The sequence below is a fragment of the Psychrobacillus sp. Z16_25 genome, assembly GCF_056856695.1.
In genome coordinates, this window is the sequence record NZ_JBXEOV010000001.1 from 22,371 (window position 1) to 37,062 (window position 14,692).

14 protein-coding genes, 1 pseudogene and 1 other annotated feature are annotated in these 14,692 nt (G+C 36.1%); of the genes and pseudogenes, 12 read left to right on the top strand and 3 right to left on the bottom strand.

The window, feature by feature from the left end:
- Positions 1 to 20 precede the first annotated feature (20 nt).
- Together AC1VU3_RS00115 and AC1VU3_RS00120 are read right to left on the bottom strand one after the other, a co-directional pair.
- Positions 21 to 587 (bottom strand): hypothetical protein, encoded by a 567-nt coding sequence (locus AC1VU3_RS00115; RefSeq protein ID WP_482982389.1) that lies wholly within the window; start codon positions 585 to 587, stop codon positions 21 to 23.
- A 443-nt stretch (positions 588 to 1,030) separates the two neighbouring features.
- A complete protein-coding gene (locus tag AC1VU3_RS00120) occupies positions 1,031 to 2,224 on the bottom strand; it encodes a protein kinase domain-containing protein (protein ID WP_482982390.1) in 1,194 nt (397 codons plus the stop codon).
- Between the two features lie 97 nt (positions 2,225 to 2,321).
- On the opposite strand from AC1VU3_RS00120, the gene AC1VU3_RS00125 reads away from it, so the two are divergent.
- The gene (locus tag AC1VU3_RS00125; RefSeq protein ID WP_482982391.1) at positions 2,322 to 3,374 is read left to right on the top strand and encodes a DUF4917 family protein; all 1,053 of its coding nucleotides are present in this window, start codon (positions 2,322 to 2,324) and stop codon (positions 3,372 to 3,374) included.
- 226 nt (positions 3,375 to 3,600) lie between these two features.
- Here AC1VU3_RS00125 and AC1VU3_RS00130 read toward each other — a convergent pair whose 3' ends face one another.
- Positions 3,601 to 4,056 carry an RDD family protein gene (locus tag AC1VU3_RS00130; RefSeq protein WP_482982392.1) on the bottom strand — a complete coding sequence of 152 codons (456 nt, stop codon included), beginning with the start codon at positions 4,054 to 4,056 and terminating at the stop codon, positions 3,601 to 3,603.
- Between the two features lie 411 nt (positions 4,057 to 4,467).
- On the opposite strand from AC1VU3_RS00130, the gene AC1VU3_RS00135 reads away from it, so the two are divergent.
- From AC1VU3_RS00135 to AC1VU3_RS00185, 11 genes and pseudogenes are all read left to right on the top strand, one after another.
- Positions 4,468 to 5,037: a VanZ family protein gene (locus AC1VU3_RS00135; RefSeq protein WP_482982393.1), complete on the top strand. Its 570-nt coding sequence runs from the start codon at positions 4,468 to 4,470 to the stop codon at positions 5,035 to 5,037.
- 56 nt (positions 5,038 to 5,093) lie between these two features.
- Positions 5,094 to 5,330, top strand: a binding site (T-box leader).
- A 47-nt stretch (positions 5,331 to 5,377) separates the two neighbouring features.
- A pseudogene (gene ileS / locus AC1VU3_RS00140) lies at positions 5,378 to 8,462 on the top strand (isoleucine--tRNA ligase).
- Between the two features lie 602 nt (positions 8,463 to 9,064).
- Entirely contained in the window at positions 9,065 to 9,973 is a 909-nt protein-coding gene (locus tag AC1VU3_RS00145) for a phosphotransferase family protein (RefSeq protein ID WP_482982394.1), read from the top strand.
- A 31-nt stretch (positions 9,974 to 10,004) separates the two neighbouring features.
- The gene (locus AC1VU3_RS00150; protein WP_482982395.1) at positions 10,005 to 10,295 is read left to right on the top strand and encodes a YciI family protein; all 291 of its coding nucleotides are present in this window, start codon (positions 10,005 to 10,007) and stop codon (positions 10,293 to 10,295) included.
- A 92-nt stretch (positions 10,296 to 10,387) separates the two neighbouring features.
- Positions 10,388 to 10,654 carry a hypothetical protein gene (locus AC1VU3_RS00155; protein ID WP_482982396.1) on the top strand — a complete coding sequence of 89 codons (267 nt, stop codon included), beginning with the start codon at positions 10,388 to 10,390 and terminating at the stop codon, positions 10,652 to 10,654.
- A 119-nt stretch (positions 10,655 to 10,773) separates the two neighbouring features.
- Positions 10,774 to 11,331, top strand: a complete 558-nt coding sequence (lepB, locus tag AC1VU3_RS00160) for a signal peptidase I (RefSeq protein WP_482982397.1) — start codon at positions 10,774 to 10,776, stop codon at positions 11,329 to 11,331.
- Positions 11,332 to 11,405: 74 nt separating this feature from the next.
- Entirely contained in the window at positions 11,406 to 12,320 is a 915-nt protein-coding gene (locus AC1VU3_RS00165) for an aminoglycoside phosphotransferase family protein (RefSeq protein ID WP_482982398.1), read from the top strand.
- Between the two features lie 32 nt (positions 12,321 to 12,352).
- A complete protein-coding gene (locus tag AC1VU3_RS00170; protein WP_482982399.1) occupies positions 12,353 to 12,775 on the top strand; it encodes a hypothetical protein in 423 nt (140 codons plus the stop codon).
- Between the two features lie 33 nt (positions 12,776 to 12,808).
- Positions 12,809 to 13,282, top strand: a complete 474-nt coding sequence (locus tag AC1VU3_RS00175) for a hypothetical protein (protein WP_482982400.1) — start codon at positions 12,809 to 12,811, stop codon at positions 13,280 to 13,282.
- Between the two features lie 56 nt (positions 13,283 to 13,338).
- A complete protein-coding gene (locus tag AC1VU3_RS00180; RefSeq protein WP_482982401.1) occupies positions 13,339 to 13,683 on the top strand; it encodes a hypothetical protein in 345 nt (114 codons plus the stop codon).
- A gap of 114 nt (positions 13,684 to 13,797) precedes the next feature.
- Positions 13,798 to 14,691, top strand: coding sequence for a hypothetical protein (locus tag AC1VU3_RS00185; protein ID WP_482982402.1), 894 nt, complete (start codon positions 13,798 to 13,800; stop codon positions 14,689 to 14,691).
- Position 14,692 lies beyond the last annotated feature (1 nt).

A 14,692-nucleotide genomic window follows, 5' to 3' on the forward strand; every position in this document is an offset into this window, starting at 1 on the left:
CTCCTTTGAGGAGTGCGCCTTTATTTTTGGATAAATAATTTAGTGTTGTAGTAGCCTTTCTGGAATAAGTGAGGACTCCGTATATGGATGCTTTCATCTAGATATTGGTATTCTAACCTTAGTTGTTCTAGTCCCACCACTCTTTTTAATTCTACTGCTAACCTTTTGGTTACTAACTCCCCATTTTGCATAAAGGTTACCTCATAATCTTTAATGTATAAGCGCGTATCACTCGTAAAATCGCTATATTCCATTTTGATAGCAGGTACTTCTCGGAATTTGGTGACTTCTACTTCGTGAACCTCTAGATTATTTATATACTCTTCCTTAATTATTTCCTCTACTTCCGCTGCTCTATCACTCTCGATAGAATTCACGGAACCAATCACAATCATGGATAGAAAAGCGGTGGTAATAAAAGAAATGATTAAAGTGCCGAAAAATGCATATCTACTAATTTTCTTGAACATGAGCAGCATGAAAACTAAAAGTGTTATCACAAAGATCATCGCAACGGTGACATATGTGCTAGTATGCGTTAGCACCTCTGTACTTTCTATTAACTGATTTACCTCACTTCTTGTCATGGGAACTCCCCCTCTTCGATGTAAGTAACTAGTATACGGATGGAAGAAGAAGTTACAATAAATGGATTTTATTTGTGGTTTTACGTTATTGTAGCTTCTTTATCATATGATGTGGTTGATTTCCGTTCTGGCTGTAGGCTTTCCTGTAGGTGCGTATTCGGGACAACAGGATATTGTTCAGGAAAACGTTGGCACACGAATTTCCATTTTTAGTTTTCCTTCCTTCTTGGCTCCTTCCGCAACAATTATTTCGTACGGTGCTCCTGTCGATACACTTTCGTCGCAAATAAATTCACTAATCCCAAAGGAGTCGCCAGCCGACACTTCAATAAAATATTCTTACAAATTCATCCCCTACTTATGGTGATGAATCCAATTGTGACTTAGAATTACAGCACATACGTATCCAAACAGCTTGAAAAAGCCAAATGAAAAAAAGTACCTCAAGATAAAGTATGTACTATTTTATTAAAAGCCTCTTGCATCTCTTCAACGTCCTTATATCTATCATCTGGGTTATCTGTTAGTCCCTTTTCAATAAAATTTTTAAACTCATCATTTTTATAAGAGCCAAGATTGACTTTTCCAGTCATAACAAAATAAACAATTCTAGTTAAAGCGTATGTCTCATGAAGTATAGAATATTTATCAAATCCAATTAGCTCTAATTTAGAGTCATTAAAATATCCTTTTATTGTAGTATCCTTATTAGTTAATATACTGGATTCTAATTTAACTAATCCAAAATCTGATACTTTAATCACATTTAACTCTTCATATCTTTTAACTAATATATTTTTAGTACTTATATCTCTATGTAAAACTCCTTTATTGTTAATGTAAATAAAGGCTCTTAATATCTGTCTGACTAAACCAATTCTTTCTTTAATATCCATGCTACTATTATTTTTTGTGATATAAGAATCCAATGTTTCATCTGCATATTCCATTACATATTGTTGTTTTTCATCATCAAAGTTATATACCTCAATAACATAAGGTGAATTTAACTTTTTCATCTCTTCAAATTCCCTTTTAAATCTTTCCAACTCATTTTCTGTTAAATCCTTATTAGCTTTTTTTATTACAAAAACTCTGTTGTAATAATCATCTTTGTATTTATGGACAGTAGCATAAGAGCCAGTGCCAATTGCTGTAGTTGGAAATGAAATTCTTCTATCAGCTCTAGTTATAGATACTTGAGTCTCAAAAGTAAAAATAGGCTCAGCATCAATTAAATTAATTAAAGGAAAATCCTCAGGAATTGTACTTCCATTGCTGTCAACAAGAAATTTCTCACAGCTATCCAATATCCCTTTATAGTAAGGAATAAGAGTAAAATAATACTTTGTATTTTTCAGAGTTGATTGCACTGAAAGTAATTCTTCTATCAAAAAATTTAATCTTCTACTTTCATGTGCATTGTAATGTTTATTGCCTTTAGATTTTGTATTCAAGTGTTTAAACAATTTATTGAGATTAAAATGAATAGAAGAAAAGTACTCTTTGAATACTGGAAAACTAATATCCTCATAAAAATCAATCATTCTATTTGCATTTTCATAAGTAAACATTTCAAAGTAGTCATTCACTTTATTTCTTATATAGATAATATGATTATCCTGTATGATTGCCATATCATTACACTCCTTGGGCAAATTGAAATTATTAAGAATACCATTATATCACATAAACTGGTAAAATTAGGTGTGTCTATGGACTAGGATGTTTATAGTGATTATAGATAAAGAGGAGGTTATAATATTGCTACCTAGTTTTTATGAGCTCTGGATTGAGGGGAAAATTAAAAAAGAACATTTGTTAATAGGAAATGGATTTTCAATAGGTATATGGGAAAAATTTAACTATTCCTCTCTGTATGAAAACCAGAGGGATACACTGGATGTGAAAGATAGAAGTTTATTTGAGGAACTACAAACAAATAATTTTGAATATGTTTTGGAAAACTTAAAGAGAGCTATAAACATAAACAAGATATTTGATTATGAAACTAAAGAGCTTTTTGAGAGCTATGATAGAATCAAAAGTGCTTTAATAAATGCAGTTGTTAAGGTTCATCCTAATAGCCAGGATTGGCAGTTATATGCTGATATTGACTCTAACTCTATATTTAGTATTTTTGAGAAGAGTATATTTACTACAAATTATGACCTTATACCATACTGGTTACATATAAAACTTATTAAACTGCTTGAAGGTAAAAGGGAAGTAAATGACTTTTTCAGAGGCTCACCTTTGAAATTTATACCTAATGAAAATAATGGTTGCTTAAATTTATTTTATTTGCATGGAGGATTACATATATTTGTTAATAAGAGAAATACAATTCAAAAAGTTAAAAAGAAAAAGAATGGTCATAAATACTTAATTGATGCTGTAATTGAGTCAATGGAGCAGAATAATATACCTCTTTATGTATCAGAGGGTAAATGGGAAGATAAATTAGAGCAGATACAGTCAAATCAGTATTTAAGATTCTGCTATGATTCTTTAAGTAATATAAATGGTCATTTAACAATTTTTGGACATGAGCTAAATGATACTGTTGATAAACATATAGTAGAGGCAATTGCAAAATCTCAGGTAGATGTAATAGCTTATGGGATTTATGACTTAGGTAGAAAAGATGCTATCTCTGAAAGAATCAAAAGATATTTTCCAAAGAAAGTAATCCACTTTTTTGACTCAAATAATTTTGAAAAATCTACTGGTCTTGTGAATAATCCACCTGCTTGGGGAGATTTTAGAACATGGCTTAATACATGAATAGAAGCAGATTTTACCTCTCTGTTTGGAAATTGTAATTGAAAAGGCTGAGGCAATAAGGCAAGTTACTACACAGAACTATCTATAATATAATAAGTGCTTGAAGGAGCTTACTAATGTAGGCTCCATTTGTATTTCCTAGTTTGTTATTAAAACCTGTTAGTAAAATTTTTTCGCTTTTCCAAAATATATATAGGGCTAACTTTTCAGGAAACCGTTCATTATCTTACTCTTTTATCACATACGTATTGCAAATCAGATCATGTAAGCCTTGTTTTTTCTTTGTAAAAGCTACCATAATATAACCGACGAAAAAGAAGGCCGATAATATATAGGAAAAGTATCTTCCAATTGCTCTAGCGAAAGAGATAAATTCATCATCTTCCCCTACCACATGTAACCCGAATAGTAATTTGCCTCCTGTACCTCCAAATTTCGAAGTCAAAAAGCCATAATAAAATATTCCAATCATCAAACCAAAAATCATTCTGATGGTCTCATAGGTTGTCCAAGAACCAAAGTCCTCAAAACCAGAACCAGTGAAGGTATCCCAGTAAGACATACCGGGATTAAGTAATTTAAAAACGAGATAGTTTATTCCATTAATAGGAATAAATAATATCAGGGAATCGACTATACTTGCTGCTACACGTATCCAAAAACCAGCATATCTCCACTCCACTTTATCTCCTCTTTCTTTTAGATGTTTGTATCTTTTATCTTTTATTATATAGATTACAATTCAGTTAATATAGTAAAATTTTACATACCTAGTAGAGTTTTGTGTTCTTAGTGTAAATGTTCGAGGAATGATGGTGTGTGAAGGTTTGGAAGAAAGGATGCGGCTTGCCCAAATGCATGATTTTTTTAAAACATTCTCAGAAGCTGCTGGGACTGGAGAAATTACAACATTAATCGTTATTTTTACAACATTACACGCTGTTTTTACAACATAACGGCTCATTTTTACAACATTATATAGAAGTCGCTTCTCTAAATACCAAAATTTCATGTAGAGAAGATCATTTACTCTTAAAATCTGCCCTTTTATAGAAAATATTGTAAAATATATATAAATACAAGGGGGGAGCAAATGGAGGCTCATTATTATATCTATAACATCGTGTCTTATGGAATTATTCTGCTGCTCGTTTATATGTTCGTGGATATTTTCTTCGATTTTTTTCGTAAAGTAGAAAAAACGGTTGGGAAAAGAATGCTGTTGTATAGTTTTTTATTCTATTGTTTGTGTTTGCTGCAAATAAAGCTTGGTGGTATCGTCCTTCCATTGCAGAAAGGAAATAAAGCGTTTAGCACCTATATTTCTACTGAAAGTTTGTTTGCCTTTTTCGAAACAACACATTTTACTATTAGAAGCTTGACCACCTTTGGGATATGGGGGAATCTGCTCTTATTTCTACCTTTAGGTGTCTATGTAGCTATTCTTTTTCAAGGGAAGCAGCTGAGAAAAGCTGTAGCGGTCATCGTCATGAGCTGTATAGGGATTGATTTACTGCGTTATATGTTAGGAAGTATGGGGCTTGTGATGTCGGCAGATGCAGTGGACATCCTGACTGTTATACATATAATAGGAGGAGTAGCAGGATTTTATTTGGTGAAGAAGCTCTTTTCATTTTCTAGAGTAGAAATGAAATTAATGTAATTTTATGAATTGACTTACAGTTTAAATTGACTTACAATTACTTTCATAAAAGCATACAAAATTCGTGGAAGAGAAAAAGTAGCGTAAATGGTTGATCCCCAGAGAGCTGATGGTTGGTGCAAGTCAGCGTTCAAACCTTATGCGAAAATCATCTCTGAGAAGATAGGCTGAAGTTGCAGTAAGTCTATCCGGGTGTCTACCGTTAAAAGGAACGCGTATGATTGTACGTTGCTAAGTGCTATTGAACGGTTCAATAGAATTAGGGTGGTATCGCGGGTAACCCCGTCCCTTTTTTGGGACGGGGTTTTTTGTATGTCTTTAAACAATCAACGAAGGGGCGATATCAGTGGAAAAGAGGGAAAATGCAACAGAGAGAGAAAGACGTATCCGCACATTTTGGAACGAGGAGGAAGTATTTCAGCAATCCATCAAAAGAAGAGAAGGGAGCATTCCTTTTGTCTTCTATGAAGGACCACCGACTGCTAATGGCCTGCCACATGTCGGGCATGCACTTGGCCGAACGATCAAGGATGTGGTTGCTCGCTATAAGACGATGAAGGGGTTTCAGGTGGAAAGGAAGGCCGGCTGGGACACACATGGTCTTCCGGTAGAGCTTGGGGTAGAAAAGCAGCTTGGCATTTCCGGCAAGCAGGATATCGAGCGATACGGGATAGAGGCTTTTATTCAAAAGTGTAAAGAAAGTGTGTTCACCTATGAGAAAAAGTGGCGCTCCTTCACAGAGGAGCTGGGCTACTGGGTGGATATGGATCAGCCTTACATGACACTTAGCAATGATTATATCGAAAGCGTTTGGAACATCTTGGGGAAGGTACATCAGGATGGGCTGTTGTACAAAGGACACCGCGTGTCGCCTTATTGCCCAAGCTGCCAAACATCTCTCAGCTCTCACGAGGTTTCGCAGGGCTACAAGGATGTGAAGGATTTATCGGCAACTGTAAAGTTCAAGCGGAGCGACAGAGAAAATGAATATTTCCTAGGATGGACTACCACTCCATGGACGCTTCCAGCAAATGTTGCACTCGCGATGAATCCGAAGCTGACATACGCTCGAGTTCAACGGGAAGAAGAGGTTTATATCGTAGCAAAGTCGCTTGTGCACAAGGTAGTCGGGGAGGGGGCACTTGTCCTTAGCGAGCATCTAGGTGCAGAGTTAGAAGGGCTATCCTACGAACCACCCTTCCATTATGTCAGTGTAGACATAGGGCATATGGTTGTTATGGCCGATTACGTGGAGGAAAGCAAGCGGGACGGGGATTGTGCATATTGCCCCTGCATACGGGGAGGATGACTATAAAACGGTACAGGACAATGTGCTTTCCTTTGTGAACGTGGTGGATCAAGCAGGAAAATATACAGAGCAAGTAACTGATTTAGCTGGACGATTTGTCAAAGAGTGTGATGTGGACATTATCAAGCTGCTTTCAGAAAGAGGCTTGCTATACCATAAGGAAAAATATGAGCATAGCTATCCGCACTGCTGGCGATGTGATTCCCCGCTCCTTTATTACGCGACAGACAGCTGGTTTATCCGGATGTCCGCATTACAGGAGAAGATGCTCGAAAACAATCAGAGGGTTGATTGGTATCCAAGTCACTTAAAGGACGGGCGCTTCGGGAACTTTCTAGAAAATTTGGTGGACTGGAATATAAGCAGGAACAGATACTGGGGAACCCCGTTGAATGTTTGGGTTTGTCATGATTGTGGTCAGGAGACGGCTCCTCGAAGTGTTGCAGAGCTGAAGGAGCTTGCAAGCAGACCTTTAAATGATGTGGAGCTTCATAAGCCTTTTATTGATGAGGTGACTTTGAGCTGCCCGAGCTGTAAAGGAGACATGCAGCGTACACCTGAGGTCATTGATGTGTGGTTCGATAGCGGCTCCATGCCCTTTGCCCAGCATCATTTTCCTTTTGAGAATAAAGAAAAGTTTCAGCAGCAGTTTCCTGCGGATGTCGTAATTGAAGGAATCGACCAGACGAGGGGCTTCTTCTATAGCCTGCTAGCGGTTTCTACTCTATATACCGGAGTAGCGCCATATAAAAATGTCCTGTCTCTTGGTCATGTGCTGGATGAGCATGGACAGAAGATGTCGAAGAGTAAGGGCAATGCGTTAGATCCTGTGGAATTAATAGAAGAATACGGAGCAGATGCGTTGAGATGGGCTTTCTTAGTAGATAGCTCGCCTTGGAATCCAAAGCGCTTTTCCAAGAAAATTGTGCAGGATGCCAAATCCAAGCTGGTGGATACGCTGGATAATACGTACCGATTTTATTCGATGTATGCAGAAATTGATGGATTTATCTATGCTGGGAATCAAACAGGGGAGAGAAGCTTGATGGATCGCTGGCTGCTCTCCAGACTGAATCATACAGTGCAAGCAGTCCAAACGTTTATGGACGACTACCAGTTTACGCAAGCTACGAGGGAAATCGCCAAGCTGGTGGAGGAGATGAGTAACTGGTACGTTCGCCGGTCCAGAAATAGATTTTGGGCAGCAGGATTATCGGAGGATAAACGAGGGGCTTATTCCACCCTTTTTGAAGCGCTTAGTACAGTCAGTCGCTTGTTAGCACCGTTTGTACCTTATGTGGCGGAGGATATATATCGGAAGCTTTACGGAGAGAGCGTCCACTTGCAGGATTATCCGGAGGTGGAGGAATCTTTTTTAAACCCGGTACTGGAATCAGATATGCAGCTAGTGCTTGACGTCGTGGAGCTTGGACGAAGCATTCGAAATGCCACCTCCTTGAAGGTGAAGCAGCCGCTGCAGGAGCTGATTGTATGGCAGAAAGACAAAAGAAATTTAGAGCTATATAAAAGCATTTTAATGGATGAATTAAACGTCAAGCATGTGAAGCTAGCAGACGATCTAACAGGCTATCAATCAGCCGTAGTAAAACTGAATTTCAAAACAGCTGGAGCAGCATTTGGAGGGTTAGTGAATCGAGTAAAAGACGCAGTGGAGCAGCTTGCTGAGGCAGATAAGGAATTGCTTTTGAAAACAGGTAAGTTAAGTATGCATATAGATGGCAGTGATATCATTCTTTTGAGAGAGCATGTAATCGTCGAATATAAAGTGGCGCCAGGCTTTGAGCTAGCAGGTAACGAGTATGTAAAAGTCTTGATGGATACAAAATTAACCTCGGAGCTTATAGAAGAGGGGCAAATAAGAGATTTCATTCGAGTGATCCAAGACACACGGAAAAAGCTAGATTTACCTGTGGAGCAATACATTTCTCTATTGATTTCCGCAACAGACGCACAAAAAGAGCAGATTAAGCATTTTGAAGAGTTGCTGAGAGAGAACGTCTTGTTGCAGGATATCCATTTTCAAGTGGAAAGCTTGGAGGATGGAGTAAAGGTGAAAATAGGGACGGAAAGCATGACAGTTAAGTTAAAATATTAGAGTTATAAGCGTATTTCATCGGCAGATGGATACGCTTTTTCAGTTAAAGTTGGCAAACAGATAATTATACAAATCAATCAGCATATAGATTGTGCAAATGAACGGGATGAGTATAATAGCGAACGTTTTTCTCAGGAATGATAAATCATCCATCTTCATTTTATTTCCAAAGATTAAATACAATATAAATAGAATAAAAGACAGAACGATAAATAGGGTTCCTGAAAAAAAGAAAAGATAAAATTGTCTCTCTGAAAAGGTAATATCCCCTGGATAACTTGAAGCAGCATAAAAACGCATTATATCAATATATAAATGACTTCCCAACCATAGATAAGTAATAGGGATACATATTAGTAGACCAATAAACATGAATAAAAGCATGATGTCACTTCCTTTTTATGTATGTAACTAGAAGCTTATATCTTAAAGTAGTTTTCGTTTTTTGTATAGTAATTTCCAAATGAAATAGTAAGGATTAAACGATAATTATTATTTTACGGAATAAATGGGTTGCTGTTTGTATTTGTTTGGTAAATAATGTTAAGTGTATATAGATAAAATAGGCTATTTTTTTATTTGTTATTAAAAGGAGATTATCTATGAACTTAACAATTAATAAAATAGAAACATTAAAAAGTAGCATTGCAAGTGTTTCAAAAAACATTCTGCTATGGCAGTTTAGTGAAGTGAAATTTATCAGTAATGGGGTTAATAATGCAGTCTTTTTAATAGAAGAGAAAGATTTAGGAATGCTCGCCATTCGGACTCCTTGGAGAGCGGAAGAAACTTCGAATGATATAGATTTAAGTGGCATCACTTCATTAAAAAAGGAAGCAACTATCTCCGAGCATTGTCAAAGGCATGACATTCCAGTGCCTAAAGTTCATAAGCTTTACTTGAGTGAAGAAATAAATTTTTTAGTTACTGATTATATATGTGGGGATGCTCAAGAGGTATCTTCCTACGAAGTAGGAAAACTTACTTCTAATATACATGGAGTGCCTTTGGATGGACTATCCATTATAGATCAGAAAGAACGGACGTTAAGTAACATTATCTCTAATAGAGTAACAGAACGAGTGCATATGCTAGAAAAACTAAATGAAAATATCATTATTCCCACTACGGAGGAAATGGAGGCAGTTCTGAATACCGCACCAATAAAGAACAGCCTACTCCACCTTGATGTTAGACCACCAAATTTGATTGGAGTAAAGGGAGTTATTAAAGGGATTATCGATTGGGATAATGCATTTATAGGTCATCCAATAATGGAGTTAATGAGAGTGCTTGAGACAAAAGAATTAAACGAGGATGAATTTTTAAGAGGATACGACAATGCAGACATTCTATTAAATACAGATGAAATAGTTCAGTCCATTTATCGGCTAGATACTGCTTTAATGCTATCGGTTGTTTTCACTTCATTTGTTAATAATCCAGCTAAAAGAGATTACTATCTTATGCGAGTACGCTTGTTAAGTCAAAAAATAAAGAATAACGTGTAGTCATCCAAACTCTATAATCGGAGGTTATTTTATGAAAGCAGTGATTATCTATTCAACAGGCAAAGCATGGTTAGAAGGTAAGCCACATTGGGAGCAAAAGTTAGTACCACATCGCCACTACCTGGTTGAGACCCTAAAAGATAGACTGGTGTCTGCTGGACCATTTATGGACCATACTGGAGGTTTGGTAATTTTGGAAGTCGAAAATTTACAAGAAGCTAGAGAAGTTGCAGAAAATGATCCTGCGGTATTAGAAGGAAAGTTTGAATATGTAGTTCATCCTTGGGAACCTTTAGAAGGGTATTTTACAAAGAGTAGATGACCCGTTATACAAAAGGATAATGGATTGTTTAGGTATAACTTTTTTACTGAACTAATAAGGTGCTTAGCTGAAAAATAAGTGGAGGATGAAAAATGAAAAGTTATCTTAATATGATATCTATCCTAATATGTGTATTCAATTTAGTGGGTTATATTTTATTTTTCAATGGGATTGATTTAGTGCCAGATGAAGTAATCATTAGTCTATTGACGGTTGGTTCCATTGTTGGCTTCATCCTTTCATGGATGGGACATAAAGGAATTACAAGGAATATAGGACTTTTTGGAAATGCTTTTATTCTATTGTTTACAGTAATTGGGCCGCTCATAGTGCGTACTTTTATATGGAACACGCCTTAAACGAACTATCAATTAAAAATGTAAGAAAATTGAAACTTTCGAACTCTTAATCTCGTCTCAAATTAGTAAGCGTCGAAAAGTTTGTTTGGAAATGTCTTATTAAGAAAGAGGTGTGGGATGTGGAGAAAATAAAAGAAAAAAATGAATTTCTGGAATGGGCAAAAGCAATAGGGATTGCGATTTTATTCGTTGGTGGGGTGAGGTTTTTCCTTTTTACACCTGTAGTGGTTGATGGTGCTTCTATGATGCCAACATTTGAAAATGGCGATCGAGTGGTCGTAAATAAAATCGGACCGCAACTTGTGGGGTATGAAAGATTCGATGTGGTTGTATTTGAAGCAACCGAAGATACGAATTATATCAAACGGATTATTGGGCTTCCTGGTGACCGCATCGCTTATAAAAACGATGAACTTTTTATTAACGATGAGAAGCAAGAAGAACCCTATCTAGAAGAATTTAAAAAAGCAAAAGGGACACTTACTGGAAACTTTACATTAGAAGAAATTTTAGATGAAGTAACAGTGCCAGAAGGAAACTATTTTGTACTAGGCGATAATCGTCTTAACAGCACAGATAGTAGAGATCCCCGAGTAGGATTTGTTCCTGAGGAAGAAATACTGGGTACTGCGAAAGTAATAATTTTACCTCTAGATAATGTGAAGATACTTAAATGATCCATTAGTTGAGCTGTTCATACGGCTCTATTTTTTTATTGAAATAAGATCATGGGGAGCATAGGAGCGGTATGTTGGAAAATAAAATTCAAGAAGTGATAGATAGTATAAAAATCCTTAGCAACTCCATTAAAGTTACTCGGCTTTCTAAAGGGTATTCACCAGATGAAAAGTATATTGTTCTGGATGGAAATGGGAATCGTTATTTATTACGCATAACTAATCTGGAAAGGTGCGAAAGGAAAAGGGAAGAGTTTAACGTTTTAAGGGATATTCAAAAGTATGGGGTTCATTCTCCGGAGCCAATTGACCTTGGAATGATAGAAGAGCTTGGTATTTGTTATAGCATAGTTTCTTATATCGAGGGGGACGATGCAAAAAGTTTGCTAGAAATCCTGAATGAACAAGAAAGGTATGAAATTGGGGTAGAGGCAGGAAAAGACTTAGCGCGGATTCATTTACATCCTGCTCCGTTAGAGGTGAAAAATTGGCATGAACGATCTATCCAAAAACATCATAGGTACCTAAAGGAATACAAGAAGAGTGGTATTAAAATAAACAAGGAAGATAAGATTATTCGTTTTATAGAAGGTCATTCTCATTATTTAAAAAACCGTCCTAATCAGCTTCAACATGATGACTTTCATTTAGAAAATATAATAGTAAAGGATAAAAGCTATGTTGGAGTAATTGATTTTGATAATTATGATTGGGGAGATCCTTTTCATGACTTCGTAAAAATTGCTTTTTTCAGCAGAGTAGACAGTGTTACTTTTTCTGTTGGACAAATTGACGGATACTTCGATAACCATATACCTGAAGATTTTTGGAGGCTTTATTCCACCTATTCCGCAATGGCTATTTTTTCGAGTATTGTTTGGTCTATCAAAAAGTCCCCAGAGCAGCTTGATAAATTTCTAGAACGCATAGATCTGGTGTTGGAAGATCATAAGGGCTTCGAAGTGTTAAAGCCAGGATGGTATAGGTAGCCGTATTTTTAATAGTATCTATCGAGAGGAGGATGAATGTTCTGAAGAAAATTTTCGGCTTATTTTTCCTGGTGTTCTTGGTTTCCTGTCAAACTTATAGTAGTGCTCATATTACAAAAGAAGAAGTGGTGGGGGTCTTGCAAGATTATCAAGTGGAGTTGTTGGAAGCGAACATTCCAAGAGGGAAACCCTTCGGAACGAAACTAAATCGTGTGAAGCCGAGTGAATATGAGTTAAGTGGAAAACCTTTCTATATATATGAATTTGAAACAGAAGATGACCTAAAGAAGGGGAAAAGTGACTTTCGTGAAAAGACAGCAGATATGAATTTGGTGTCTTATGGAACATTTGAGAATAGAAATATACTTATTTTTTATGTACATGGTATAAATTCAGGGGAAATCCCGTTTGAAAAAGAAATAGGAGAAGCATTAGCCAGTATTATTGAGGGGTGAGCCTTCTTATAAATAGGGAAATGAGGAGTATAGGTGGTTACGTTAAAAGACTGTTCAAATAGTTGTGAAGTTGAACTAACGATAGAATCAGTTAATGAAATGAGTGTGGGGTTCAATATATCTTTCCGTTCTGGTCACAGTTTTCCAAAAGTTCATTCAGGAAAAATATATTGTTTAAAAGAAGATTTTCTGGAGATGCTGAGTGATCTAAAGCGTCTAGATAATACCCATCTAAGTATGCTGGAGCATAAAGATCCTGGTTTGTGTATTTATCATATTCCTGAATTCGGCACTTATTACTCTCCTACATATGGTTTTCTAGTTCCTGAAAAAGAATGGGGACGCGAATTTCTGTATACATTAATTTTTGTACTAGATGCAGGTGAAATAAATCACTCGAGGGCAACAGGAAGTGGCCCTGCTTTATGTCTAAAAGCTAAAATGGAGCAAATAAATGAATTCGCAGATAGTTTGAGTTGGAAGGTTAATAACTTCCATACAATCTGAATAAAGAGTTACGCTTCTATAGAATACTAGATTTCATCCAGAAGGTAGGTATGGAAATGAAAACGAGGCTTTTCCTAATAGTGATTGCAATCGTCTTTCTTACAGGTTGTAAGGAAACCTCTTCGATAAATGGAAGGGTAACTCTTATTGAAGAACGTTTTTTAGTAGGTTGTTCGGAACAAGTAATGCAGAATGTAAATGATGTAACTGATAAAGAATATCTTTGTTCCGTTGAAATATCTGAGAAAACTATATTCAAGGACGAAGACGGAAAAAAGCTAAGTATGAAGGATTTTTCTGAAGGAGATATGGTAAGCGTCGTACTTAAAAAGCCTAAGGTTATTGGACAAAGTAAACGTAGCAGGGAAGTTGAAGTGAAGGAAATTATCTTGATGAAATGACGAAAGAATATAGTTATAGAGTCAATAGATAATATATTCATTAGACAAACAAGGATATTGGACAGATAGCTAACATTTAAACGCTATGATAGAAAAATTTTAGGGGATTGAAGTATGAAAATTACAGTTAAAAATTATGAAGCCAGAGAGAAAGATCAATTAAAGCAATTACTACACTTAAGCCCTGAGTCTAATTTTTTCTTCGGTCTTGTAAACACAGCTCAGTTGAAATTTGCATACACTGCCTTCTTAGAAGACCAATTAGTTTGTATTGTATTTGCTTGGAAGAGTAGTTTTCATCCTTATTGCACTTATTTTCGCATTGTAAGTAATCCTTTTTACCGCTCGTTAAATATTGAAAAACAATTGCTAGCAAAGGTTAAAGAACTGAAAATAGTAGATTTCCCCTTACAAACTTCAACATGGGAAACATCTAATAACTTGATAGGTCTGTACTTAGACAATGGATTCACAGAAATTAGAAGAACTTATTCACCTACACTAGATGTATCTAATTTTCCTGAATATAACCACCATATTGAAGACAATTATATTATCAGAACCTTAAAAGAAGTTAACTCTAATCAGATGTTAATGGAAGAATTAATTAAACTTGTAAAAAGGAATTATGAAGAAACACATTTAGTAAATCCAGTGCAAAATGTTAGTTTAGAAAAGTGGAGAGAACTAATCCTCGCAGATGATGTAATTTATGATGGCAGTTATGTTTACTTAGACAAGGATGAAAAGAGTGTAATCGCATATTCTTTCCTCCATGAATCGGACAAAGCTGATTCATTAGAATTGGGTTGGTGTGGTGCTATTGATACGACACATAAGCGGCTGGTTCTTCAACTGGTTCTCAAGGAAGTAAATTATGCAAATAAGCATCGGTATCAATTTATTGTGGGCGAGTTTGACACTACTGATGAATATGCTATGGAAGTCTTAAACACTTTTCCGTTCCCTCCATGTCCTACATGGATCACCTATCAAAAGGGTTTATGAA